Origin of the sequence: Clostridium sp. KNHs216 (assembly GCF_006714885.1) — a bacterium.
Taxonomy (GTDB): domain Bacteria; phylum Bacillota; class Clostridia; order Oscillospirales; family Acutalibacteraceae; genus Caproiciproducens.
In genome coordinates this window covers 2188502-2211285 of the sequence record NZ_VFMF01000001.1, presented here as the reverse complement: position 1 = coordinate 2211285, position 22784 = coordinate 2188502, and the positions used below count along the sequence as shown (strand labels likewise).

The window sequence follows — 22784 nt, the reverse complement described above, 5'->3', positions numbered from 1 at the left end:
TCCCCCTGTATTCTGTTGACTCAAACTATATTCTGGTTAATAACAGAAAAAGGCGCAACGGCCTTGTTTGATGGAATCACGCTGTTTTCGCACTGTACGGAAATCAGCTGTACGCCGTCCCCAACCCGGCAGTCCGATAAAAAAGAATGCGGCCCCACAGTGCAGTTGCAGCCGATCACGGTTGCTCCGCGCAAAATGGTGCCGGGTAAGATACAGGTATCGCTGCCGATGACCACGTCCGGGCCGATCATCACGCCGTCGCGGCACGGAATTTCCACTCCGTTGCGCATATGGCGGGAAAGGATTTCGTCGCGGGCGACGGAGTTCAGCGCGTTGAGCTGCAGGCAGTCGTTCGCGCCCAGCACGGCGTTTGCGTCGCCGGTGGTATGGGCCCCGGCGTTTTTGCCGTTTTCAATCAGCAGTTTGACCGCGTCGGTCAGATAATATTCACCCTGCGCATTGTTGTTCTGGATTTTGGAAAGAATGTCCAGAAGGTCGTCCACACGGAACCAGTATGCGCCGGAGTTGATTTCACAGATGGAAAGGGTCGCGAAGTCAGCGTCTTTCTGTTCCACAATCGCGCTGATAAGGTGGGTTTCCGGGTCGCGCACAATGCGACCGTACCCGGTGGGGTCGTCCAGAACGGCGGAAATGACGGTAACCGCGTTGCCGTTCTCAACGTGGTCCTTCAGCGCTTCGCCGATCACAGAGGAACCGACAAACGGAGCGTCTCCGTTTAAAATCAAAACATTTTCCCCGCGGTGGCCGCGCAGAAAGTGCTCGGTCATCATGACGGCGTGGCCGGTGCCCTTGCGCTCAGGCTGAAGAACGTGGGAAATCGGGGCAAAGGTACCGCTTTCGTTCAGAAGGGAAAGGTACCGCTCGACCTCCTCATGCATATAGCCGGTGACTACACAGATACCGGAAACTCCCGCGCCGTGCGCGGAATCAATCACCCATTGCAGCATCGGCTTGAAAAGTACCGGTGAAAGCACTTTGGGGCGGTTGGACTTCATCCGTTTCCCCTCGCCGGCGGCAAGAATTACTGCACAGCATTCCTCTGGCATGTTGTTTCCTCCGTGATTATCTATAGCATTAGCGTCTGAGCATAAAAATACATTCTAGGTTATCTCTATTATCTCATAAGAATCAGAATTTTCAAGATATAAATCAACTTTTGAATATGATTTGTGAAAGATACTCTGTTTTTACAAAATTTAATTTGAAATATCAGGCGGTTTTATAAAAAAACATATAGTAATTTCTAACTCTTTTTGCTATAATACGTTTTGAGCGACTATTTACAAAATTACAAATTAATATAGCTCGTCAAAACAAACAATTTAATAGGAGGTACTGTTAATGAGCCACAAGTACGTTTACCTTTTCTCCGAAGGCAATGGCAAAATGAGAGAGCTTCTCGGAGGCAAAGGCGCTAACTTAGCCGAGATGACCGTTCTTGGCATGCCTGTTCCGCAGGGCTTTACGATTTCCACCGAAGCCTGTACGCAATACTATAAGGACGGCCGTGAAATCAACGCCGATATTCAGGCTGAAATTTATGAATACCTTGCAAAAATGGAAAAGATCTCCGGCAAAAAGTTCGCCGATCCGACAAATCCGCTGCTGGTTTCCGTACGTTCCGGCGCCCGCGCCTCCATGCCGGGTATGATGGATACCATCCTGAACCTCGGCCTGAACGACACTGTTGTGGAAGGGCTTGCAAAGCTGACGAACAGCCCCCGCTTTGCTTATGACTCTTACCGCCGCTTTGTACAGATGTTCTCCGACGTTGTGATGGAGCTTTCCAAAACAGAGTTTGAAAAGATCATTGAGGCGAAGAAGCAGGAAAAAGGCGTTAAGATGGATACCGAGCTTGACGCGGACGATATGAAGGACCTTGTTAAAAAATTCAAGGCTTTCTATAAAGCCCAGAAGGGCGAGGACTTCCCGACCGAACCGAAGGTTCAGCTGATGGAAGCCGTCAAGGCCGTATTCCGTTCCTGGGACAACCCCCGCGCGAACGTATACCGCCGCATGAACGAAATCCCTTATGACTGGGGCACCGCCGTCAACGTACAGGCGATGGTGTTCGGCAACTCCGGAGACAAGTCCGGCACGGGCGTTGCGTTTACCCGCAACCCGGCTACGGGCGAAAAGGCTCTCTTCGGTGAGTACCTCATTAACGCACAGGGCGAAGATGTCGTCGCCGGTATCCGCACCCCGTTCCCGATCAGCCACCTCCAGCAGGATATGCCGGAAGTTTACAACCAGTTCGCTGAGATTGCAAACAACCTTGAAAAACATTATACCGACATGCAGGACATGGAGTTCACCATTGAAAACGGCAAGCTCTACATGCTCCAGACCAGAAACGGAAAGAGAACCGCGGCCGCTGCCCTGAAAGTAGCCGTCGACCTGGTTGACGAAGGCATGATCACCGAAGAAGAGGCGGTGCTGAGAGTAGAGCCGAAGCAGCTCGACTCCCTGCTCCATCCCCAGTTCGACGCTACCGCCATTAAAAAGGCAAAGGCGATCGGCAAGGGCCTTGCGGCTTCCCCGGGCGCTGCCTGCGGCAGAGTCGTATTCTCCGCGGAGGACGCGAAGGAATGGCACGATAAGGGCGAGAAGATCGTTCTTGTCCGTCTGGAGACCTCTCCGGAAGACATCGAAGGCATGGCGGTCGCACAGGGCATCCTCACCGTACGCGGCGGCATGACCTCCCACGCGGCGGTTGTTGCGCGCGGCATGGGTACCTGCTGTGTATCCGGCTGCGGCGAAATCGTTGTCGATTACGATGCAAAGAAATTTACCCTCGCAGGCCTGACCATTAAAGAGGGCGACTATATTTCCATCGACGGTTCCACCGGCAATATCTACGCGGAAGCGATTCCGACGGCCGCCGCCAAAATTTCCGGCGACTTCGACCGCTTCATGAAGTGGGCCGATGCTGCCCGTAAGCTGGAAGTTTACACCAACGCCGACACACCGAAGGACGCAAAACAGGGCCGTGATTTCGGCGCGCAGGGCATCGGCCTCTGCCGTACCGAGCACATGTTCTTTGAGGGCCAGCGTATTAAGGCAATGCGTGAAATGATCGTTGCCAAGACCACCGAAGAGCGCGAAAAGGCGCTTGTCAAGCTGACCCCGTTCCAGCAGGGCGACTTTGAGGGCATCTACGAAGTGATGGAAGGCCGTCCGGTCATCATCCGCTTCCTCGATCCGCCGCTCCACGAGTTCCTGCCGACCAAGGAAGAGGACATCAAGGAAATCGCCGGCGAGCTGAACATCACCGTCGCAGACCTGAAGAACGTCATTGCAAGCCTGCACGAGTTCAACCCGATGATGGGCCACCGCGGCTGCCGTCTTGCCGTTTCCTATCCGGAAATCGCTAGAATGCAGACAACGGCCGTCATCAACGCCGCTATCGCAGTCAACAAGAAGCATCCTGAGTTCAAGACCGAGCCGCGCATCATGATTCCGCTGGTGGGCGAGCAGAAAGAGCTCAAGTTCGTAAAGGATATCGTTACGGAGACCGCCGATAAGATCATCAAGGAAGCCGGCGTATCCCTCAGATACGAGGTCGGCACCATGATCGAGATTCCGCGCGCCGCTCTGACCGCGGACGACATTGCCAAGGAAGCGGAGTTCTTCAGCTTCGGCACCAACGACCTGACCCAGATGACCTTTGGTTTCAGCCGTGACGACGCCGGTAAGTTCCTGAACTACTACTACGAGAACAAGATTTACGAGTCCGATCCGTTTGCCCACCTTGACCAGAACGGCGTAGGCAAGCTGGTGAAGATGGCGGTTGAGCTTGGCCGCAAGACCAGACCCGAGATCCACCTCGGCATCTGCGGCGAGCACGGCGGCGACCCGACTTCCGTCGAGTTCTGCCACAACGTCGGCCTGAACTACGTATCCTGCTCACCGTTCCGCGTGCCGATCGCACGTCTGGCTGCCGCACAGGCTGCTGTAAAGGAAAAGAGAGCAAAATAAATTTCCCCGCACTTTGATAGACACAGAATTCCCCATGCTCTCAGGAGCATGGGGAATTGTATTCAAGGGATATTTACCGGAAGGAGGCGGGTACGGTTGAACAAGAAGCAGATTAAAAGCATGGTGACCCTGCTGCAGCTTTTCTTGATCGGAGCGCTGTTTTTACCGGCGGGGACCATTGTCGGGGATGCCGCCGGCGACACTGCGCTGAGTGTTTTTCAGATGATTAACCGCTACGCGGGCATGGGCTTTTCCGACGACGCGCTTTTCTACATGGTGATGGCGTGTGTGTTCCCGGCCGCGATTATTATTTTTATGAGGGTTCTGAAGGAAAGAAAAAATTTCGGTGCTTCCGTGGTGCTCTGCGCACTGTACGCGACGGCGTCGGCTTGTTTTTACAGCGCGGCAAAAAGGAAAATGGTGGATTACGCGACCATGACCTGGCTGCCGTATATCATTATTCTGATTTCCCTGACCTCCATGATGCTGCTGATCTTCGGGTTTTTCCAGGCGGCGCAGGACGGAGATGGGAAGGAATCCCCCAAAAAGGAGTAATTGACAAAGGCGCCGCGATATCCTATAATATAAAAGTTGTATGCGATTTCCGCTGAAAGAGAGCCGTTTGGCGGATGCCCGCGGAAACCCGTCTTACAGCTTTATTTGTCTCCGTAGCTCAGCTGGATAGAGCGTTCGCCTCCTAAGCGAAAGGCCGCGCGTTCGAATCGCGCCGGGGACGCCAGCGTGACGCTGGATCCAATTCGCGTTTGGGTCCGGCGCTTTTTCTTTACTTTGCCGCCCGGTCGGCGGCATCTATATTCACCTAACCTGCCAAAAAAGGAGACGCTCTTTCCTGCTTGCGGGAGAGGGCCCTTTTTTATAAAAGGAGAGAGCAATGAACAATTCGCCTTACACCCAATACGGCCCTTATTATAACGTGCATCCCTATGTGGAAGCCCAGAACAGCAAGCGCGAGCTGAGGAAAACCTCCAACGCGGTCTGCTGGACTCTGCTCGTCGCCATGTTCCTGATGACCGGCTTCCTGTATGTCTGCGTGTTCTATCTTCGCGCGGTGGGATATACGCACGACTATACGAACAGCGATTTTCAGGGCTTTACGCCGGTGCTTTATTATCTTGCGAACGGGGCGGGCTATCTGGTCGGGCTGGCCGCTCCCGCGCTGGTCTTTTTCGCCGCGAGACATATTTCCCTGAGCAGCGCGCTGCCCTTTGAGAAGGCCGGGTTTCTGAAAATTGGCGCGTGTGTCTTTTTCGGGACAGCCGTCTGTATGCTGGCGAACATTCCGGCCAACGCGGTGATGGAAATCGAGAAATGGTTCGGCTTTTCCGGCGAGCTGCCAGAGATGCCCCTGACGGGCGATCCGCCGGTTTTATTCCTGTATTTCCTTACGATCGCGGTCATTCCGCCGCTGGTGGAGGAGCTGTTTTTCCGCGGCGTGGTGCTTCACAGCCTGAGAAAATACGGGGACGGGTTCGCGGTAGTGGGTTCCGCGATCCTTTTCGGGCTGTACCACGGCAATTTTGTGCAGATGGTGTTTGCCTTTATCGCCGGTCTGGTCATGGCGCTGGTGGTTGTCCGCACCAATTCCCTGTGGCCGTCCATCCTGATCCATTTTTTCAACAACGGGATTTCCTTCGCGGTGGAAATGTCGCAGCGCTTCGGCGGGGACCAGATGGCGGATTATGTAAACAACACGGTAGTCGGCGTCGTTTTGGCGCTGGGTGTGGCTTCCTTTGTTTATCTGCTGGTAAAGGATAAGAAGTTTTTCCACAGCGACGGGGTAAACCCGTATTTCCGGCTTTCCGCAAAGCTGAACGCACTGTTCTTCAATCCGGGCGGTGTGGCGGTGCTGCTGTTAACGCTTCTGTCCTCGTTCCGGTATCTTTCGTAGGCTGATATGGACAGGGAAGAACGGTTTATGCGCCTGGCGCTGGCTCTCGCGCGGGAGGCGGCGCAGGAGGGCGAGGTGCCGGTCGGCGCGGTGATCGTAAAGGACGGGGAAGTGATTTCCACGGGCCGCAACCGGCGAGAGAGAGGAAAAAACGCGCTTTGCCACGCGGAGCTGGAGGCCATTGACCGGGCGTGCCGTCTGCTGGGCGGCTGGCGGCTGTGGCAGTGCGAGCTGTTCGTCACGCTGGAGCCCTGCCCCATGTGTGCAGGGGCGATCATCAACGCGCGGATTCCAAGAGTAGTGTACGGCGCGCGGGACCCGAAGGCCGGTTCCTGCGGCTCCGTCGTGAATCTGTTTGAACTGCCGTACAACCACAGTCCGGAGCTGCTGGGCGGCGTGCTTGCCGACGAATGCGCGCTGCTGCTTACGGATTTTTTTCAAAAGCTGAGGGATAAAAAATAAAGGGAGGAAGCGTTTCGCTTCCTCCTACTTTTTTCCCCGGCGATAAGACTTCCGGGAATCCCGGAATTTTCCCGGAGCATCGTATCTCTTCTTGTTGATCTTGCCAAACGTATAGACAAGAATATAACATCCCGCAATAATCAATAAAGGAGCGAAGCTTTCCATTTTGATTCCCGCTTTCCGCTTGGTATCCTGCTCCTGTGCGGACAGGCCGCTCAGGCTTTTCTTTTATTTTAACATCCTTGTAAAATGGAAACAAGCCCGGTTCGGTGTACCGAGTTTGTCCCTGCCAGGGCTTTAAATAGAACATTTGTTCTAAAATATCTTGAAAATTTGCTCCTCTTTGGATAGTATGGAATTATAGGACACGAATCCGGATGCTTGCGGTCCGCTTCGGGGAAGGAAAGGAGCAATATGGACTATAACGAATGGGGCACGGAATATTTGAATGAGGCAGAGAGAATTAAGGAACGGCTGACGCCGCTTCGCAGGCGGGCGCGGCAGGCGGGCAACGAGGAGGCCTCCGGGCTGTACCGCAGGATTGCCCTGCTGAACGACATGTATCTGGACTGCCTGCACACAGGCAGGTATCTGGTGAGAATCGGGGCGAAAAGATGAGAAGAAAAAGCAATTTAAGCTTGGACCTGTTCGGGGACCGGCTGAATGTCGGTCGGGAAGAGAACGACGACGGGGGAGAGCATCTCAGGATGCGCGGGGCGCTGCGACGCGCGATGGAAGGAGAGCTGACCGAACGGCAGCGCGACTGTCTGCGGCTGCGGTATTTCGAGCAGAAAAGCGTACAGGAGGTCGCGGAGATCATCGGTGTTACGCCGCCGACCGTGTCGAAGCATCTGAAAAAAGCGCGGGAACGGCTGCGCCGGGTGGTGGGATATTCCTTCTCGCGGTTAAATTGAGGGAGGCTGAGCGGGGGGCGCACTCCCTCCGTCGCGCCGGGCGCGCCACCTCCCTCTGGGAGGGAGGCTGGGGTCGTTCCTTAAGGTCCCCGGCCCGAAGGGACAAAGAGCGCGGTGCAGGTTTTTCAGCGACCTGACTTGCCAAATCCGTTTGTATCGACAGAGTATCTGTGGTATCATTACGATAGGAATTGCGGGGTGGTGTAAGATGGCCAGATTTTTTAAAGGGGCGGGATTGGCGTTCCTGATTGCAGGGATCGGTCTTTTCCTTGCGGAGCTCGCGTCCTCCGACAAGGACTTCTGGGTTTTCCTCAGCGTTTTTACCGCGGGGCTTCTCGGCCTGCTGCTGATTGCCGTCGGCGGCCTGATGAACAGGGTCGATGTGCTGGAGGATCAGCTGAAAATCAGTGAAGACCGTCGGGACAACGCGCCGGAAATCATGCAGATCACCTGCCCGAACTGTGGGAAGAAATGCGACATGGATTACCCGAAATGCCCGCACTGCGGGTACGGTCTCAAGCAGTGACCGGCTTTCGGGCAGAAAAGGGGCGGTAAAATGAGCAAAGACGGCAGCCGCGTCCGGTCGATTCAGATCGTTCTGTGGGGCGCTTTTGCGGCGGTGCTTTATTCTGCGGGATTCACGCGCGGCGAATGGCAGAACTGGGCGTGTTCGGTCATTGCTTTTGCCTTATTATGCTCCTATAGCTACGGAAATCATCCGACGCGGAAGCGCCTGAAAGGGATTTTTGTCGTCTTTGCGATATTTTGTGTCGGGCTCCTTCTTCTGTATTTTCTGGAAAATAAACGCTGAAAGGGCGGAGCCAAAAACGGCTCCGCCCTTACGATTATTCCGGCTGAATCGTGCCGCCGCCGACCACAAGGTCCCCGTCGTAAAAGACGACGGCTTGTCCCGGCGTGACCGCACGCTGTGCTTCTTCAAAATCCACGCGGACTTTCCCGTCCCCGAGCGGAACCAGCTTTGCCTTTGCGGGCTTCGCCTGATACCGCACCTTGGCGGTGATCGCCGTTTCCTTTTCCAAGGTATCGAACGGGATGAAATTAAGGTCCGCCGCAATCAGGGAGGACGCGTACTGGCTGCCCTCTTCCCCCAGTGTAATCCGGTTATGTACCGTGTCGATCCCGGTCACATACATGGGCTTGCCGAAGGTAACGCCCAGCCCCTTGCGCTGACCGACGGTGTAGCGGGTGATGCCGCGGTGGCGGCCGATCACGTTTCCGCTCTGGTCCACGAAATCGCCCTGCGGAGCGGTTTTTCCGGTGTAGCGCTCAATGAATCCGGCGTAATCGTTGTTTTCCACAAAACAGATTTCCTGACTGTCCGGCTTGTGCGCGACGGGCAGCCCGGCTTCCTCCGCCATGGCGCGCGCCTCGGGCTTTGTGTAGCTCCCCAGCGGCATCAGGGTGCGGCTGAGCTGCTCCTGTGTAAAGGAGTACAGCACGTAGCTCTGGTCCTTGCTGGCGGGCGCTTTTTTCAAAAGCCAGCGCCTGGCCGCGTTCTGTTCGATCACGGCGTAGTGGCCGGTGGAGATATAGTCAAAATCCAGCTCCTTCGCGCGGCGGAGCATGGCGTCGAACTTGACGTGGCGGTTGCAGGCGATACACGGGTTGGGCGTCAGCCCCGCCGCGTACTGCGCCGCGAAATAGTCGATGACGTCCTTTTCAAAAACGTCCGTAAAATTGAGGACCAGATGGTCGATCCCAAGCTTGTAGGCAACCCTGCGTGCGTCGTCGATATCGTCCAGCGAGCAGCAGCCGCCCGCCGCGCTCTGGCACATGTATTCGTCCGGCCGCAGCCGCAGGGTGACGCCGGTAACGTCGTATCCGTCCCTGAGAAGCAGGAGCGCGGCAACGGAGCTGTCCACGCCGCCGCTCATGCCGAGCATTACTTTTTTCTTCATATTTCCGCTCAGTCCAGCGTGGGCTGGGCCTCGTCCTCGTCGTCCGCCGCTTCCTCGGCCGCCTCTTCGGACGCGTCATCCCTGTCGTTTGCCTTGTCAACAATGGGGAAATGGAGCGGAAAATCGGCGGGCGCGATCTCGTCCTCCGGTTCCGGCGCGGGGACGTCCGTGCTTTCCGTATCGGATTCACCGGAACAGCCGCACGGGCAGTAATCGCAGTCGTCCGTACAGTCGGTACAGGCGTCGTCCTCATACCCTTCTTCGGCGGTGAGCTCGTCGAGCTTGTCAAACGCCTTCTTTATGCGCTTGTCGGCGGCTTCCACCGCTTTGCACAGGGACTCGGTTTCCTCGTTCTGCGCGTCGCGCAGATTTTGAAAATAATATTTTCCCAATGCGACGTAGGCGCGCGCTTCGTTTTCCCTTTCGTTTTTAATCACGATCCTGATGCGATTTATCAGCGCGGCTTTGCGGTTTTTCTCAACAACATAGTCGACTGCTTTTGTTACCCTGCCGGTTACATTTTCAAAAAAATTCATAGCGTACCTCCTGCCGCAATAGCGGTGTTCATGATAGGATTTCAATGCTATTATTATAACTCAAAAGTTTGAAAAATAACAGGATTATTTAATTCTGTTCCTTTTTTAAATTTGTTGTGATATAATAAACAAATACGCAAAGGCTAAGGAGGAAATAAAAATGCCATCGGTTGGAAACAGGGACGTAAGCTGCCCTCACTGCGGTGCCGTGGTAAAAACAGCGATGAGCCCCGAAATCAACGCCGGGGAGAATCCGGATTTGCGGCAGCGCATCCTGGATGAAACGCTGTTTGACTGGAAATGTCCGGAATGCGGCTATGAAGCACAGCTTGTTTATCCTTGCCTTTATCACGATAAAGAAAATCAGTTTATGGTATATGTTGTGCCGAACAGCGGCTGCTGCCAGCTGGAACCGGTCAGTGTGGGCGAAGCTTTTCCGCAGTTTAACGGGATGGCCAAGCGGGCGGTGACCTCGCTGGCGGGTCTGAAGGAAAAAGTGCTTATTTTTGAGGCCGGGCTGAACGATTTTGCGGTGGAACTGGTCAAGCTTGCGCTCACCGACGTGGCGGGCAAAAAACACGACCGAAAGACTTCCTCCGGATACTTTTGCTACGCGGATGAAAAAGAGAACCGGATTGTGTTTTCCTTTTTCCTGCAGGGAGAGGACGAGCCGGTTCAGCAGGGAACGCGTATGGACGTTTACCGCAAATCGCTGGAGATTGTGGAAAGCGTGGGCGCGGTTTCACGGGACGACGATTTTGTGGCGGTGGATTCTGCCGCCGCTGAAAATATTTTGCGGGTGTACCGCGGCGGGGAGGACTAAGACAGATGTGCGGATTGTGCGGATTTACCGGTGAAGTAATCGACCGCGACGCAGTAATTAAAAGCATGACCGATAAAATCACCCACAGGGGCCCGGACTCCAACGGGTTTTTTACCGATTCCGATATCTCCATGGGCTTCCGGCGCCTGAGCATCATCGACGTCGCTTCCTCGGGCGACCAGCCGATCTACAACGAGAACAAAACCCTGGTGCTTACGTTTAACGGGGAAATCTATAACTACCGGGAGCTCAGAAACATCCTGCTGGAAAAGGGGCACCGTTTTTATACCCAGACCGATTCCGAGGTGCTGATCCACGGCTTTGAGGAATGGCATGAAGACCTTCTGACCAAGCTGCGCGGGATGTTCGCGTTTGCCATCTACGACACCGTCGAAAAGAGCGTGTTTATTGCCCGCGACTATTTCGGAATCAAGCCGATGCATTACACGCAGGTCGGCGGCCATTTTGTTTACGGCTCCGAAATCAAGAGCATTCTGGAATTTCCCGGCTTTGAAAAGAAATTCAATAAAAACGCGCTGAACAATTACATCTCGTTTGAATACGCCGTTCCGCCGGAAACCTTCTTCGAGAATGTCTACTGCCTGATGCCGGCGCACTACCTCTGGTATAAGGACGGCAAGGTCGAAACCCAACGCTACTGGGAGCCGAAATTCAGCGAGGACCCCGGCATGACCCGGGAACAGGCCGTCGAGGAAATCGAAAAGGTGTTTGAGGACTCGGTCAGCGCGCACAAAATCAGCGACGTGGAAGTCGGGTGCTTCCTGTCCAGCGGCGTGGATTCCAGTTATGTTTCCACCTACTTCGCCGGGCAGAAGACCTTTACGGTCGGGTTCGATTACGGGGAAAAATACAACGAAATCGACTGGGCAAAGAACCTTTCCGAAAAGATCGGCGTGGAACATCACTATAAGGTCATTTCCGCCGACGAATACTGGGGAAATATCCGCAAGGTGCAGTACCATATGGACCAGCCGCTGGCCGACGCGTCCTGTATCGCCCTCTATTTTGTTTCGAAAATGGCGAGCGAGTACGTGAAGGTGGTGCTTTCCGGCGAGGGTGCGGACGAGTTGTTCGGCGGATATAATATTTATCACGAGCCGGATGATTTTGCTGGCTACAAAAAGCTGCCGCTCGGCCTGCGCAAGGCGCTGGCGGCGGTTGCGAAGGCGCTGCCGTTTTCCTTCCGGGGAAAAAGCTTCCTGATGCGCGGCGCGCTGCCGATCGAGGAAAACTTTATCGGAAACTGCAGTATGTTTACCATGGACGAAAAACGCCGTCTGCTGAAAAGCGATATTCCGGTCACCCGTCCGCAGGAGCTGACAAAGCCGTATTACGACCGCGTAAAGGACAAGGACGACGTGACCAAGATGCAGTATCTGGACATCAACGTCTGGCTGGTCGGCGACATCCTTTTGAAAGCGGACCGCATGAGCATGGCGAATTCGCTGGAGCTGCGCGTGCCGTTCCTCGACAAAGAGGTGTTCGGGGTGGCTTCCCGCATTCCGAGAAAGCTGCGGGTGAATAAGGAAAACACCAAGTACGCGATGCGCCTTGCCGCGATGAAGCATCTGCCGGACGCGACCGCGCAGAAGAAAAAGCTGGGCTTCCCGGTGCCGACGCGCGTGTGGCTCAGGGATGAAAAATACTATAACGTTGTAAAGGATGCTTTTACGGGCGAAACCGCAAAGCAGTTCTTCAACACCGACGAGCTGATGAAATTCCTTGACGACCACTACAGCGGGAAGCGGGACAACAACCGCAAAATCTGGACGATTTTTGTCTTCCTCGTCTGGTACGATATTTATTTTAACGGCGGTTCCCACGAGCCGGGCGATCTTCCGGTCATCCGGTAGCCGTGTCGGGACTGATTGCAAACGCGAATCTGAGGAGCTTTCATTAGAAAGGGGAAAAATCGGATGATGCCGGTGGTTTTTATAGGACATGGGTCGCCTATGAATGCGATTGAGGGAAATGAGTACACGGCGGGCTGGAGAGAGATCAGTGCGGAAATCCCCAGGCCGGATGCGATTCTGGCGGTTTCCGCTCACTGGTATACCGACCGTACCCGGCTGATGACGCAGGAAAAGCCGAAAACCATCCATGATTTTTACGGCTTTCCCAGGGAACTGTACGATATTCAGTATCCGGCCCCCGGCGCTCCGGAGCTTGCGGCCAAGACGATGAAGCTGATCGGCGGGGACTGTCTGGAGGACCGGACCTGGGGCATTGACCACGGGGCGTGGAGCGTGCTGAGGCTGATGTATCCGCGGGCGGATATCCCGGTGGTGCAGATGAGCATTGACGGAAGGCTGACCCCGCGGGAGATGTTCGACGCCGGCAGGAAGCTGAAGGCTTTGCGGGGAGAGAATGTGCTGATTTTCGGGAGCGGAAACGTGGTACATAATCTGGCGCTTGTGGATTTTTCCGTACGGGGCGGATACCCCTTTGCGGACGAGTTCGACGCATATATCCGCGATCATATTCAGGACGGGGATTTCAGCGCGGTGATCGAATACAAAAAAGCGGGGGAATGTGCAAAACACGCGTTCCCCACACGGGAACATTTTGACCCGCTGCTGTACGTTCTGGGAGCGGCGGATGAAAAGGATCGGGTCAAAATCTATAATGAAGCGCGTATGGCGGGAAGTCTTTCCATGACCTCCTACGTCTTTTCATAATAAACGAAAGCGAACCGGCCGGATGGCCGGTTTTTTTGCGGTATTTTTCGATTTAATTCTTTGGAATGTATATTGAAGCGATCATCCGGCGAAAATAAAGCCGAGGTGAAAAACATGGATTATTTATGGGCTTTTTTGATCGGCGGCGCCATTTGCGCGATCGGCCAGGTACTGATCGATTTTACGAAGCTGACGCCGGCCAGAATCCTTGTTTTGTTTGTCACACTGGGTGTGGCGCTGACGGGGCTGGGGCTGTACGGGCCGCTTGTGGATTTCGCGGGGGCCGGCGCTACGGTGCCGCTGACCGGTTTTGGGTATCTGATGGCGAAAGGGACGCTTGAAGCGGTCAGGGAACAGGGTTTGCTGGGCGCGTTTACGGGCGGCGTCGCGGCGAGTGCCGCAGGTATCGCGGCGGCCGTGTTCTTCGGATACGTTGCCGCTCTGTTTTCAAAGTCGGGAGATAAGAGCTAGCAAAACCTTTCTCGTTCTGAAAATCCTGTACAGGATTTTCAGGATTATCAACGGCCAGATCATCGGCATGCTTCTGTGGGAGATCTGGAAGCTGTATTACCGTACGTATTTCAAAAAATATATGGTAAGGCTAAAAGCATGAAAAAAACGGGCAGGTATCAAAACCTGCCCGTATCCTGTTATGGCACCGGAGGAAGTCCCTTACTGTATGGAACAATCCAGGTAGTGCTCAAGCTCCTCTTCATCCTTTTTCTTTTTCTCAAAGAAGAGGACGACGGCAACAACAGCCGCCGCGACGGCCGTCATAGCGGAAATAACTGTAATCAATATGGATAATGTATTACATTTTTTCAAAACGAGCACCTCCGTTTATCATGATTAGATCCTGTTTATATAATATATAATAACCAATTCTTTTTGAAAAGTCAATCAAAGCGGCAAGTTTATGGAAATTCGCTCCCTGCGCTCCGGAGTATAATAAAAAAGCAGGGCGCAAGGCTCTGCTTTTGCTTTTAAACCGCGTATTCAGGGTTATGCATTTGCTGCGTTCAGCTTGCGTGCAAGAGCTGATTTCTTTCTTGCGGCTGTGTTCTTGTGCAGGATTCCCTTTGCCGCAGCCTGATCAAGCTTCTTAATCGCAACCTTAACGGCATCCGCTTTGTTGGCATCATTGGATTCTACGGCAAGGTTTGCTTTCTTTATATCAGTTTTCAGTCCGGAATGAAAGGACTTGTTGATGAGTGTTTTTGTAGCAATAACCTTTACGCGTTTTTTGGCTGATTTAATGTTAGGCATGATTCCACCTCCTTTGGTATTGTCACGTATCAATAATAATACCATCGATGGACAAAAAATGCAAGTGTTTTAAAAAAAATAGGAAAGGACTGATTTTTTATGGTATTCCGTACCGATCTGGCGCTGGAAAATACGGAACCCAGCAGGCACGTTACACGCAAAGAAAAGGATTGCACGGTCACACGGATAGACGAGGAGGGCAACACCTATGTTACGCTGGAGGTGCAGGCGATTTCCGACCATATCGACAGCGACAACAGCCTGCTGACCCTGACCGCACAGGAGCTGTCCGCGCTGCTGCCAAAGAAGGGAAGCGTTCTGGTGGCGGGACTGGGGAACCGCGCCATTACGCCGGACGCGCTGGGGCCGCTCGTCGCCGAAAAAATTTTGGCGACAAGGCATATCAAGGGCGAGCTGGCAAAGGTGACGGGTCTGGACAAGCTGCGTCCCGTTTCCGTAGTAAGCCCCGGGGTGCTGGGCTGCACGGGGATTGAAGCCGTGGAGCTTCTGCAGGCGCTGGTCAAGGAGCTGAACCCGGACGCCGTGGTTGCGGTCGACGCGCTTGCGGCGCGCAGCCCCGCCCGGCTGGGCTGCACGGTGCAGCTTTGCTCCGCGGGGATTTCTCCCGGGGCCGGCGTGGGAAACGCAAGGCCGCGCATCGACGAAAGCACGCTCGGTGTTCCTGTGGTCAGCATGGGGATTCCGACCGTGGTGGACGCGGCCACTCTGGCGGCGGACCTGCTGGACGGCGAAACGGACGGGTCCGAGGAGAAAATCGCGCCTCGCGGCGCCCAGATGATGGTGACCCCGCGGGAAATCGACCTGATTATTTCCAGAGGCGCGCGACTGCTGAGCATGGGAATCAACGTGGCGCTGAACCCCTCTCTCAGTGTTGAGGATTTTGAAGAATTGACCTGAAGCATCATGAAATTTGTCCCGCCCGCATAAGAATGAATATCATTCAATGGGGGCAGGATATGAAAAACTGGATGCAAAAGGGAATGGGAATCTGCTCGGTTGCATTGGTGTTTGCGGCGGTCGCGTGCGTTCTGGGACGTTTGCCCGTGCTGCAGGCAAAGGACGCGGCGTTCGCCGCGGCGGGCTTTATCATGCCCGCGGGTGCTGCCGAGGCAATGAAAGAGGACTATCTGGAAGAGGATGAAGAGGATAATGAACACGGGAGCAGCGAGGCGCCGGTTTCTTCGGGCGTAAGCTCCGCCCCGGCTTCTTTACAGGACAGCTCCGGTACGGGGGCAAGCTCACAGGCGGCTTCGAGCACGGCGTCGGGCACGTCGTCGTCTCCCGTTACGCTGCCCAAGGGCGTGAAGGAAATGAGCATTGCCAATTCCGGTTCCCAATACAATAATATATGGGTAAAGAATACGAATAAAAACCATACGGTCGATATCGCTTCGGAGCTTCAGAAGCAGCCTGCGGTAAAAATCGTCAAGAATTCGACGCCGCAGGTCCTGATTTACCACACCCATACAACGGAGGCGTTTCTGGGCGATACGCGCAGCCAGGACAAAGCGAAAAGCGTGGTCGCCGTGGGCGACCAGATCGCTGCCCAGCTGAAGGCCGCCGGAATCAACGTGGTGCACGACACCACTCTGCACGACTACCCGAGCTACAACGGTTCTTATGACCGTTCCAAGGTGACGATGCAGAACAACCTGAAGAAATATCCGGGCATCCAGGTTACGCTCGACATCCACCGCGACGCGATGGGCACCTCCGACGGAACAAGAATTAAGCCGACCGCGACGGTCAACGGCAGGAAGGCCGCGCAGGTGATGATCATCTCCGGCTGCGACGACGACGGCACGCTCGGCTTCCCCAACTGGGAATACAATTTCAGGCTGGCCGTGCGGCTGCAGAAGTCGCTGGCGGATTTATACCCCGGTTTGGCGCGGCCGCTGAATTTTTGCGCGAGGAAGTACAATGAAAATCTGACGAAAGGTTCCCTGCTGATCGAGTTCGGCACCGAGGTCAACACCCTTGACGAGGCGGTGTACTCCGGGGAGCTGTTCGGGAAAGCGCTGGTCAACGTTCTGAACGGCCTGACATAAGCGGAAAGGAAAAGATGTTAAAAAAAATGGAAAGAAAAAGAAAAAGGATTTTCTTTGCGTCGTTTTTCAGCACGCTTTGCGTCTTTGCACTGCTTTTCGGCATGGCGGAGGTCGACGCCAATTCCCGCAGAATCGGCTTTGGCGACGACAAAACCCTTATTTACCAGATTACCGGCAAAACATGGCAGGAAACTTGCAATGTGGCGAAAGTATGGTATAATAATTTCGTATTATCATTGAGAGAGAATGCTGTGGAGGAAACGTATCATGAATCAACATAAGAAAATATGGTTTTCAGTATTCATATTGATCTTTATGTTTTCATTGTACTCCGTTACCGCCCTGGCAACTGAGATAACGCCGGAACAGGTGGAACAGATCCTGAACCAGCAGTCCTCCCAGGCTCCCTCACAGTCCGTCGCGAGTACCGTTTCCAGCAAACCGGCCGTCAGCTCCAAAAGGCCGGTCACGAGCAGAAAGCCGGTCTCCTCGGAAGTTTTCTCCGGAGCTTCCGGCGATGCCTCAGGAGACGTCTCCGGTGACGTTTCCGGCGGGGTTTTCAGCAGCGGTGAAGAATCCAGCGAGATTGTTCTTCCCAGCGTGGACAGCATAGAGGAAAACAATCCGCTCAGCTCCGTGATCGTGGATACCGCGGCCAACAAAAAAATGAACTGGATCGGGATTCTTTCGTGGGTGTGTATCGCGCTGGGCATCGTCGTGGTGCTGATCGTCGTGTTCAGCAACCGCCGTCCGCCGAGAGGCGGAGGCCGCAAACGCTACCGCCGTCCGAACCGCCCGCACAAGAAACGCCTGCTGAACGACAAGTATTACAGAAATCTGAAATATTGATCATGGCGGCGCGCCGGAGAAGAAATTTTCCGGTTCGCCGCTGTTTTTATGCGCGTCTTACAGCCCGGACTTTACCGGGCTTTGTCCGCGCGTTTTATAAAAATTTCTCCCTGCCGCACGGTATACTGTTCAGGCTTCGTGATCTATGGTATAATATATCATTCATTATCTTTACGGCATTTTCAGTCCGGCTGCGGAGTAGCTCTGTATTGCTCCCGTTTTTGACGGCGACCACAGAGGCATTGAACAGCCGGAACTGCTGCAAAAGCCATATTATCTTTGAGGATTAGGTGATAAATTTGTCGATACCACGCGAGAGAATACGGAATTTCAGCATTATCGCGCACATTGACCACGGGAAAAGCACGCTGGCCGACCGCATTTTGGAGCAGACGAAATCCGTCGCGCTGCGCGATATGGAAAATCAGCTGCTCGACAACATGGATCTGGAGCGCGAAAGGGGCATCACCATCAAGGCGCACGCCGTTACGCTCGTTTACAGCGCGCAGGACGGGCAGGACTATGTTTTCAATTTGATCGATACCCCGGGCCATGTGGACTTTAACTACGAGGTTTCCCGTTCGCTCGCCGCCTGTGAAGGCGCGGTGCTGGTGGTGGACGCTTCCCAGGGAATCGAGGCGCAGACGCTGGCGAACACCTATCTGGCGGTGGACGCCGGGCTGGAAATCGTGCCGGTCATCAATAAGATCGACCTGCCCAGCGCGCAGCCGGAGAAGGTGCGCACGGAAATCGAGGACGTCATCGGGATTCCCGCGGACGAGGCGCCGTGCATTTCGGCAAAGCTGGGAACGAACATCGACCAGGTGATGGAGCAGATCGTCAAACATGTTCCGTCTCCACAGGGCGACGAAAGCGCGCCGCTCAAGGCGCTGATTTTCGATTCCTACTACGACGCGTACAAGGGCGTAATCATCCATGTGCGGCTGAAGGACGGGCAAGTGCATCCGGGCGACACCATCCGGCTGATGGCGACGGGCGCGGAATTCACCGTGGTGGAGTGCGGCTACGGCCGCGCGACCTGTCTGGAGCCGAGCGCGGGGCTCAGCGCCGGGGAGGTCGGCTATATCGCCGCTTCCATCAAGGCGGTGAAGGACGCCCGCGTGGGCGACACCGTTACGCTGGCGGGCAACCCCGCCAAAACGCCGCTGCCGGGTTACCGCTCGGTGCAGCCGATGGTTTTCTGCGGGATTTACCCCGCGGACGGCGCGCGCTATCCCGATCTGCGCGACGCGCTTGACAAGCTGCAGCTGAACGACGCGGCGCTGTCGTTTGAGCCGGAGACGTCCGTTGCGCTCGGTTTCGGTTTCCGCTGCGGCTTTCTGGGCCTTCTGCATATGGAAATCATTCAGGAACGGCTGGAACGCGAATACAATCTTGACATTATTACCACCGCCCCCAGCGTGGTTTACCGGATCACGAAAACCAACGGGGAAGTGATTCATATTGACAACCCGACCAATTACCCCGACCCGTCGCTGATTTCGCAGGCAGAGGAGCCGATCACCAACGCCCACATCTATACGCCGAGCGAATATGTCGGCAATATTATGGAGCTTTGCCAGGACAGGCGCGGCGTCTTCAAGGATATGAAATACATCGACACCGACCGTGTGGACATCCATTACGAGCTGCCGCTGAACGAGATCATCTACGACTTTTTCGACGCGCTGAAATCCCGTACCCGCGGCTACGCCTCGTTCGACTATGAGCTGAGTGGATACAAAAAAAGCAGCCTCGTCAAGCTGGACATCATGCTCAACGGCGACGTGGTGGACGCGCTTTCCTTTATTATCCACGCTGACAAGGCGTATCCGCGCGCGCGCAAGATGGCGGAGAAGCTGTCGGAGAAAATCCCGCGCCAGCTTTTTGAGGTGCCGATCCAGGCCTGTGTGGGCGGCAGAATCATCGCGCGCGAAACGGTCAAGGCCATGCGCAAGGATGTTCTGGCCAAGTGCTACGGCGGCGACATCACGCGCAAAAAGAAGCTGCTGGAAAAACAGAAGGAAGGCAAGAAGCGCATGCGCCAGCTCGGCACGGTGGAGGTGCCGCAGGAGGCGTTTATGAGTGTGCTGAAGCTGGATGAATAACGAAAAGCCTTTCGGCCTTTATCTCCATGTGCCGTTCTGCGACGGCAAATGCCCGTACTGCGACTTTTATTCCCTGCCCGCCGGCGGAGAAAAGATGGACCGATACGCACAGCAGGTGATGGAAGCGCTCAGGGAGTACGCGGAGCGGTACGGGCGGCAGGCCGACACGCTGTACTTCGGCGGCGGCACCCCGAACCTGCTCGGCACAGAGCGGCTGTCCGCAATCCTTGCGCGCGCGAAGGATTGCTTCGGGCTGGATGGCGCGGAAATTACCGTGGAGGTCAATCCCGCGGAGGACCTGCGCGGCTTTTTGAAGGAAATCCGCGCGGCGGGGGCAAACCGCCTGTCGATCGGCCTGCAGTCCGCAAACGAGGACGAGCTTTCGCTTCTGGGCCGGCGGCACACCGCCGCACAGGCGGAAAAAACGGTTGCTTACGCACAGGACGCGGGTTTTGACAATCTCTCCCTCGACCTGATGCTTGCCATCCAGAAACAGACAAAGGAAAGCCTTCTGTGCTCGATTGATTTCTGCGCGGACGCAGGGATTCAACATCTTTCCGCCTATCTGTTGAAAATCGAGCCGGACACGGTTTACGGAAAAAGGAAAGAAGCGCTGTGCGTTCCAGACGACGACGAAGCGAGCGGGCTCTATCTGTTCGCCTGCGAAGAGCTGGAAAAGCGCGGGTTTCACCAGTACGAAATCTCCAATTTCGCGAAGCCGGGCTTTGAGAGCCGCCACAACCTGAAATACTGGCGCTGTGAGGAATATCTGGGAATCGGCCCGGCGGCGCATTCGTTCATGGAAGGGAAACGGTTCTATTATCCAAGAAGCCTTTCGGGATTTCTCGAAGGCGGAGAACCCGTGCCGGACGGGGAGGGCGGCGGGTTTGAGGAATACGTCATGCTCGCCCTGCGCCTGACGGAAGGGCTGACGGACGAAGGCTGCCGCGCGCGGTTCGGCACGGGGCTTCCCGCGCGGATGCTGAAAGCGGCAAAGCTTTATGAAAAGGGCGGGCTGACCGTCTGCACAGACGGCGGGTTCCGCTTTACGCCGCGGGGATTTCTGGTTTCCAACATGCTGACGGCGGAGATTTTGTACAGCGCGGAAAACGGATAACGGAAAGAGCCGCGGGATGCTCCGCGGCTCTTTTTTCACGTGACGATGAAACTGCCCAGCCTGAATCCGGGCCGGTTTATAAACAGACCCCGCTGCGAAACGCGCGGTCTACCATTTTTTCAGCCATGCGACCGTTTTTTTGAGGGAATCGGCGCGGCTTTCGGCACACTCTTTCGGGCGGCGCCTTTCAATGGCAAACGCTTTGAAGGGGGCGGATTCCGGCGTTAAGGCGGGAATCAGGAAATGACTGGCGTATGGATAATCGACATGCTCGTACGGAAAAGGAAAATCATGTTCTTTCAGCCTTTGTACCGCACGTTTGGCAAATTCACTGCTTGGGCAGATGGAATCTTCTCCGGCTGTGAGAAAAAGAACGGGCCCGTTGATTTTTTCAACCGGAATCCACACGTTGTCGGGCGCGGACCTGATCCCTTTTTCATAAAAATGTCTGGTATACAGTTCCTTGTGGCGAAGGCTCATGGGGATGGCACCGATCAGGGAGTAATTGATTTCCATATAAGGCACGGGATGATTCCTCCACGTCCAGCAGGAAGTGTTTTTATAATGAACGCCGTTGTCCGCCTGGGAAACGGCGCACGGTGCAGAGACCGCGACGGCACAGGTAATCCGGGGAAGAAGGGAAGCCGCCAGTAAGGCGTATTCGCCGCCGCTGGAAATACCGTACATGCCGATTTTGTCAAGCCCGTTATCAAGCAGCCACTGAACGGCGTTTTCCGCGCTTTCGACAGGGGCTTCAACGGTATGCCTGGGTAAACCGGGAGCGTTCACGTAAGCCAGTGCCAGCACATGGACGCCCTGGCTGCAAAAGGTTTCGCCCAGCTGCTTTGTCAAGGCAAAATCGCCGTCGCTTCCGCCGCAGACAATGACGGCCTTTTTTTCTTCCCATGGCCGTTCCGAACAATAAAAACAGCCCTGAAAGCCGTGAGCTTCGACAGTAAAGTTTTTTGTTACAGACCAATTCTGATTCATATATGCACTTCCCTTTACCAGCCGGTAATAGAACGCAGGCTGTCGCCTGACGTCAATACGCTTAACCGGCCGGATTATATTTTAGCATAATCTGGAAAGGCCGTAAAGCAGGTTTCGTTTTACAAACACGCGCTACCATGCCGAAGGGCGGCGCAGCCCGTCGGGAAGCCGGGTGCTCCGGTTGCCCTTCGCGGAGTTTATCTGCATTTGTGTCAGAAAAACACTCCTGCTCAAATCGGTATTTTTCAGGTTTGCGCCGCGGAGGTCGGCCCCTAAAAAGACGGTTCTGTCCAAACTGCAGCCTTCCAGATCAGCCGCGATCAGGAGCGACATGCTGAAGTCTTTTCGGTCAAGGTTCGCTTTCCTGAAATTTTTTCCTAAATAGTCGGCCCTTTGGCGTGATTCGGGGTCTTCAGCCGAAATGCTCCCGATGATTTTTTTCAATATACGGTTCGCTTTTGATTGATGTCCGGCAATGTCCGGCTCCAAAAGGCTGCCGCGGGGCAATTGGGTCATTTGCTGATTTTCCCTGATAAGAGCGTCGACGGCTGCCGCTGTCTTTTCGTCCGAGGTCAGGGAAGCCGCTTCTATGAGGTACCATAAAATCTGGTGGAGCTGAAAAAGAACGGAAAAGGTTTGAAAGATCGCTTCCGCCTGACTGGGGGCTGTCTTCCAGTCCCCGACGGAAGAATAAATTTGTGTCGTTTTCTGTCCCGCTCCCAAGCATTCGTAAGCAAGGCAGCCGCTCATTTTTCTGCCCTTCAAATCGGCGTGAATCCCGCAGCGGAAATCAGACGCTAAATATCGGCAGGGTGTTCCGGCGTCTTTATCGGCCGGAAAACCGTCCGTTTTTGCGCAGTACAGCGCTACGCAGCACAGGCCGCTGCATTTTTCGCAGTCCGGCTCTAGCTCTTTGATCAGGCAGGCGTATTTGCCGCCGAAGGGATTCTGTTCCATCGTTTCTCCATTTCCAATGCAAAATAATATTCGTTCGGTATGAAAATAGTTTAGCATAACTCCATAGAAATGAAAAGCGGCGTTCCCCGTTCGCCGGAAGAACATAACTTTTACGATTTCACAAAGAGTTTACAAATACTATATTGACAATGGGGTAAAGTAATGGT

General features: G+C 54.7%; 25 protein-coding genes and 1 tRNA gene. 19 read left to right on the top strand and 7 right to left on the bottom strand.

The features are described from left to right. Positions 1 to 20: 20 nt before the first annotated feature. Positions 21 to 1067, bottom strand: a complete 1047-nt coding sequence (locus tag LY85_RS10755) for a sugar phosphate nucleotidyltransferase (protein WP_141826638.1) — start codon at positions 1065 to 1067, stop codon at positions 21 to 23. A 295-nt stretch (positions 1068 to 1362) separates the two neighbouring features. Here LY85_RS10755 and ppdK point away from each other — a divergent pair, with 295 nt between their 5' ends. From ppdK to LY85_RS10710, 9 genes are all read left to right on the top strand, one after another. Then, positions 1363 to 3999, top strand: a complete 2637-nt coding sequence (gene ppdK, locus LY85_RS10750) for a pyruvate, phosphate dikinase (protein ID WP_141826637.1) — start codon at positions 1363 to 1365, stop codon at positions 3997 to 3999. Between the two features lie 96 nt (positions 4000 to 4095). Further along, positions 4096 to 4554 carry a hypothetical protein gene (locus LY85_RS10745; protein WP_038326122.1) on the top strand — a complete coding sequence of 153 codons (459 nt, stop codon included), beginning with the start codon at positions 4096 to 4098 and terminating at the stop codon, positions 4552 to 4554. 107 nt (positions 4555 to 4661) lie between these two features. Beyond that, positions 4662 to 4738: transfer RNA gene (locus tag LY85_RS10740), tRNA-Arg, on the top strand. Between the two features lie 153 nt (positions 4739 to 4891). Further along, on the top strand, positions 4892 to 5908 hold the full coding sequence (locus LY85_RS10735; protein ID WP_141826636.1) for a type II CAAX endopeptidase family protein: 1017 nt from the start codon (positions 4892 to 4894) through the stop codon (positions 5906 to 5908). Between the two features lie 6 nt (positions 5909 to 5914). Beyond that, complete coding sequence (gene tadA / locus LY85_RS10730) at positions 5915 to 6370, top strand: tRNA adenosine(34) deaminase TadA (protein ID WP_141826635.1); 456 nt, start codon at positions 5915 to 5917, stop codon at positions 6368 to 6370. A 414-nt stretch (positions 6371 to 6784) separates the two neighbouring features. Further along, positions 6785 to 6988, top strand: coding sequence for a hypothetical protein (locus tag LY85_RS10725; RefSeq protein ID WP_141826634.1), 204 nt, complete (start codon positions 6785 to 6787; stop codon positions 6986 to 6988). Next, positions 6985 to 7284, top strand: a complete 300-nt coding sequence (locus LY85_RS10720) for a sigma-70 family RNA polymerase sigma factor (protein WP_038326118.1) — start codon at positions 6985 to 6987, stop codon at positions 7282 to 7284. The genes LY85_RS10725 and LY85_RS10720 overlap by 4 nt, the downstream gene beginning before the upstream one ends. Positions 7285 to 7492: 208 nt before the next feature. Further along, positions 7493 to 7810 carry a hypothetical protein gene (locus tag LY85_RS10715; protein WP_141826633.1) on the top strand — a complete coding sequence of 106 codons (318 nt, stop codon included), beginning with the start codon at positions 7493 to 7495 and terminating at the stop codon, positions 7808 to 7810. A 30-nt stretch (positions 7811 to 7840) separates the two neighbouring features. Then, a complete protein-coding gene (locus tag LY85_RS10710) occupies positions 7841 to 8095 on the top strand; it encodes a hypothetical protein (RefSeq protein ID WP_141826632.1) in 255 nt (84 codons plus the stop codon). A 34-nt stretch (positions 8096 to 8129) separates the two neighbouring features. Here LY85_RS10710 and mnmA read toward each other — a convergent pair whose 3' ends face one another. After that, the gene (mnmA, locus tag LY85_RS10705; protein WP_141826631.1) at positions 8130 to 9203 is read right to left on the bottom strand and encodes a tRNA 2-thiouridine(34) synthase MnmA; all 1074 of its coding nucleotides are present in this window, start codon (positions 9201 to 9203) and stop codon (positions 8130 to 8132) included. 8 nt (positions 9204 to 9211) lie between these two features. Continuing rightward, positions 9212 to 9739: a hypothetical protein gene (locus LY85_RS10700; RefSeq protein WP_038326114.1), complete on the bottom strand. Its 528-nt coding sequence runs from the start codon at positions 9737 to 9739 to the stop codon at positions 9212 to 9214. A 160-nt stretch (positions 9740 to 9899) separates the two neighbouring features. Between LY85_RS10700 and LY85_RS10695 the strand changes: the two genes are divergently transcribed. From LY85_RS10695 to spoVAE, 4 genes are all read left to right on the top strand, one after another. Beyond that, on the top strand, positions 9900 to 10562 hold the full coding sequence (locus LY85_RS10695; protein ID WP_038326113.1) for a CpXC domain-containing protein: 663 nt from the start codon (positions 9900 to 9902) through the stop codon (positions 10560 to 10562). A 5-nt stretch (positions 10563 to 10567) separates the two neighbouring features. Further along, the gene (gene asnB, locus LY85_RS10690) at positions 10568 to 12436 is read left to right on the top strand and encodes an asparagine synthase (glutamine-hydrolyzing) (protein WP_141826630.1); all 1869 of its coding nucleotides are present in this window, start codon (positions 10568 to 10570) and stop codon (positions 12434 to 12436) included. Positions 12437 to 12499: 63 nt separating this feature from the next. Next, positions 12500 to 13261 (top strand): 4,5-DOPA dioxygenase extradiol, encoded by a 762-nt coding sequence (gene ygiD, locus LY85_RS10685; protein WP_141826629.1) that lies wholly within the window; start codon positions 12500 to 12502, stop codon positions 13259 to 13261. Between the two features lie 114 nt (positions 13262 to 13375). Beyond that, positions 13376 to 13732 (top strand): stage V sporulation protein AE, encoded by a 357-nt coding sequence (gene spoVAE, locus LY85_RS10680; protein ID WP_038326109.1) that lies wholly within the window; start codon positions 13376 to 13378, stop codon positions 13730 to 13732. Positions 13733 to 13933: 201 nt separating this feature from the next. On the opposite strand, the gene LY85_RS19295 is transcribed toward spoVAE, so the two are convergent. Then, positions 13934 to 14086, bottom strand: coding sequence for a hypothetical protein (locus LY85_RS19295; protein ID WP_170949943.1), 153 nt, complete (start codon positions 14084 to 14086; stop codon positions 13934 to 13936). 177 nt (positions 14087 to 14263) lie between these two features. Beyond that, a complete protein-coding gene (gene rpsT / locus LY85_RS10675) occupies positions 14264 to 14527 on the bottom strand; it encodes a 30S ribosomal protein S20 (protein ID WP_038326108.1) in 264 nt (87 codons plus the stop codon). Positions 14528 to 14626: 99 nt separating this feature from the next. Here rpsT and gpr point away from each other — a divergent pair, with 99 nt between their 5' ends. The 6 genes from gpr to hemW all read left to right on the top strand — a co-directional run bounded on the left by gpr (position 14627) and on the right by hemW (position 20670). After that, complete coding sequence (gene gpr, locus LY85_RS10670) at positions 14627 to 15445, top strand: GPR endopeptidase (protein WP_038326107.1); 819 nt, start codon at positions 14627 to 14629, stop codon at positions 15443 to 15445. Between the two features lie 59 nt (positions 15446 to 15504). After that, positions 15505 to 16596, top strand: coding sequence for a stage II sporulation protein P (locus LY85_RS10665; RefSeq protein WP_243122529.1), 1092 nt, complete (start codon positions 15505 to 15507; stop codon positions 16594 to 16596). A gap of 26 nt (positions 16597 to 16622) precedes the next feature. After that, a complete protein-coding gene (locus LY85_RS10660; RefSeq protein WP_038326106.1) occupies positions 16623 to 16877 on the top strand; it encodes a hypothetical protein in 255 nt (84 codons plus the stop codon). Continuing rightward, positions 16864 to 17445 carry a hypothetical protein gene (locus LY85_RS10655; protein WP_141826627.1) on the top strand — a complete coding sequence of 194 codons (582 nt, stop codon included), beginning with the start codon at positions 16864 to 16866 and terminating at the stop codon, positions 17443 to 17445. Before LY85_RS10660 ends, LY85_RS10655 begins: the two co-directional genes overlap by 14 nt. A gap of 299 nt (positions 17446 to 17744) precedes the next feature. Then, positions 17745 to 19553: a translation elongation factor 4 gene (lepA, locus tag LY85_RS10650; RefSeq protein ID WP_141826626.1), complete on the top strand. Its 1809-nt coding sequence runs from the start codon at positions 17745 to 17747 to the stop codon at positions 19551 to 19553. Continuing rightward, positions 19546 to 20670 carry a radical SAM family heme chaperone HemW gene (hemW, locus tag LY85_RS10645; protein ID WP_141826625.1) on the top strand — a complete coding sequence of 375 codons (1125 nt, stop codon included), beginning with the start codon at positions 19546 to 19548 and terminating at the stop codon, positions 20668 to 20670. The genes lepA and hemW overlap by 8 nt, the downstream gene beginning before the upstream one ends. 108 nt (positions 20671 to 20778) lie before the next feature. Here hemW and LY85_RS10640 read toward each other — a convergent pair whose 3' ends face one another. Together LY85_RS10640 and LY85_RS10635 are read right to left on the bottom strand one after the other, a co-directional pair. Further along, the gene (locus tag LY85_RS10640; RefSeq protein ID WP_141826624.1) at positions 20779 to 21660 is read right to left on the bottom strand and encodes an acyl-CoA thioester hydrolase/BAAT C-terminal domain-containing protein; all 882 of its coding nucleotides are present in this window, start codon (positions 21658 to 21660) and stop codon (positions 20779 to 20781) included. 132 nt (positions 21661 to 21792) lie between these two features. Beyond that, positions 21793 to 22617, bottom strand: a complete 825-nt coding sequence (locus LY85_RS10635) for a pentapeptide repeat-containing protein (RefSeq protein ID WP_185741188.1) — start codon at positions 22615 to 22617, stop codon at positions 21793 to 21795. Positions 22618 to 22784 lie beyond the last annotated feature (167 nt).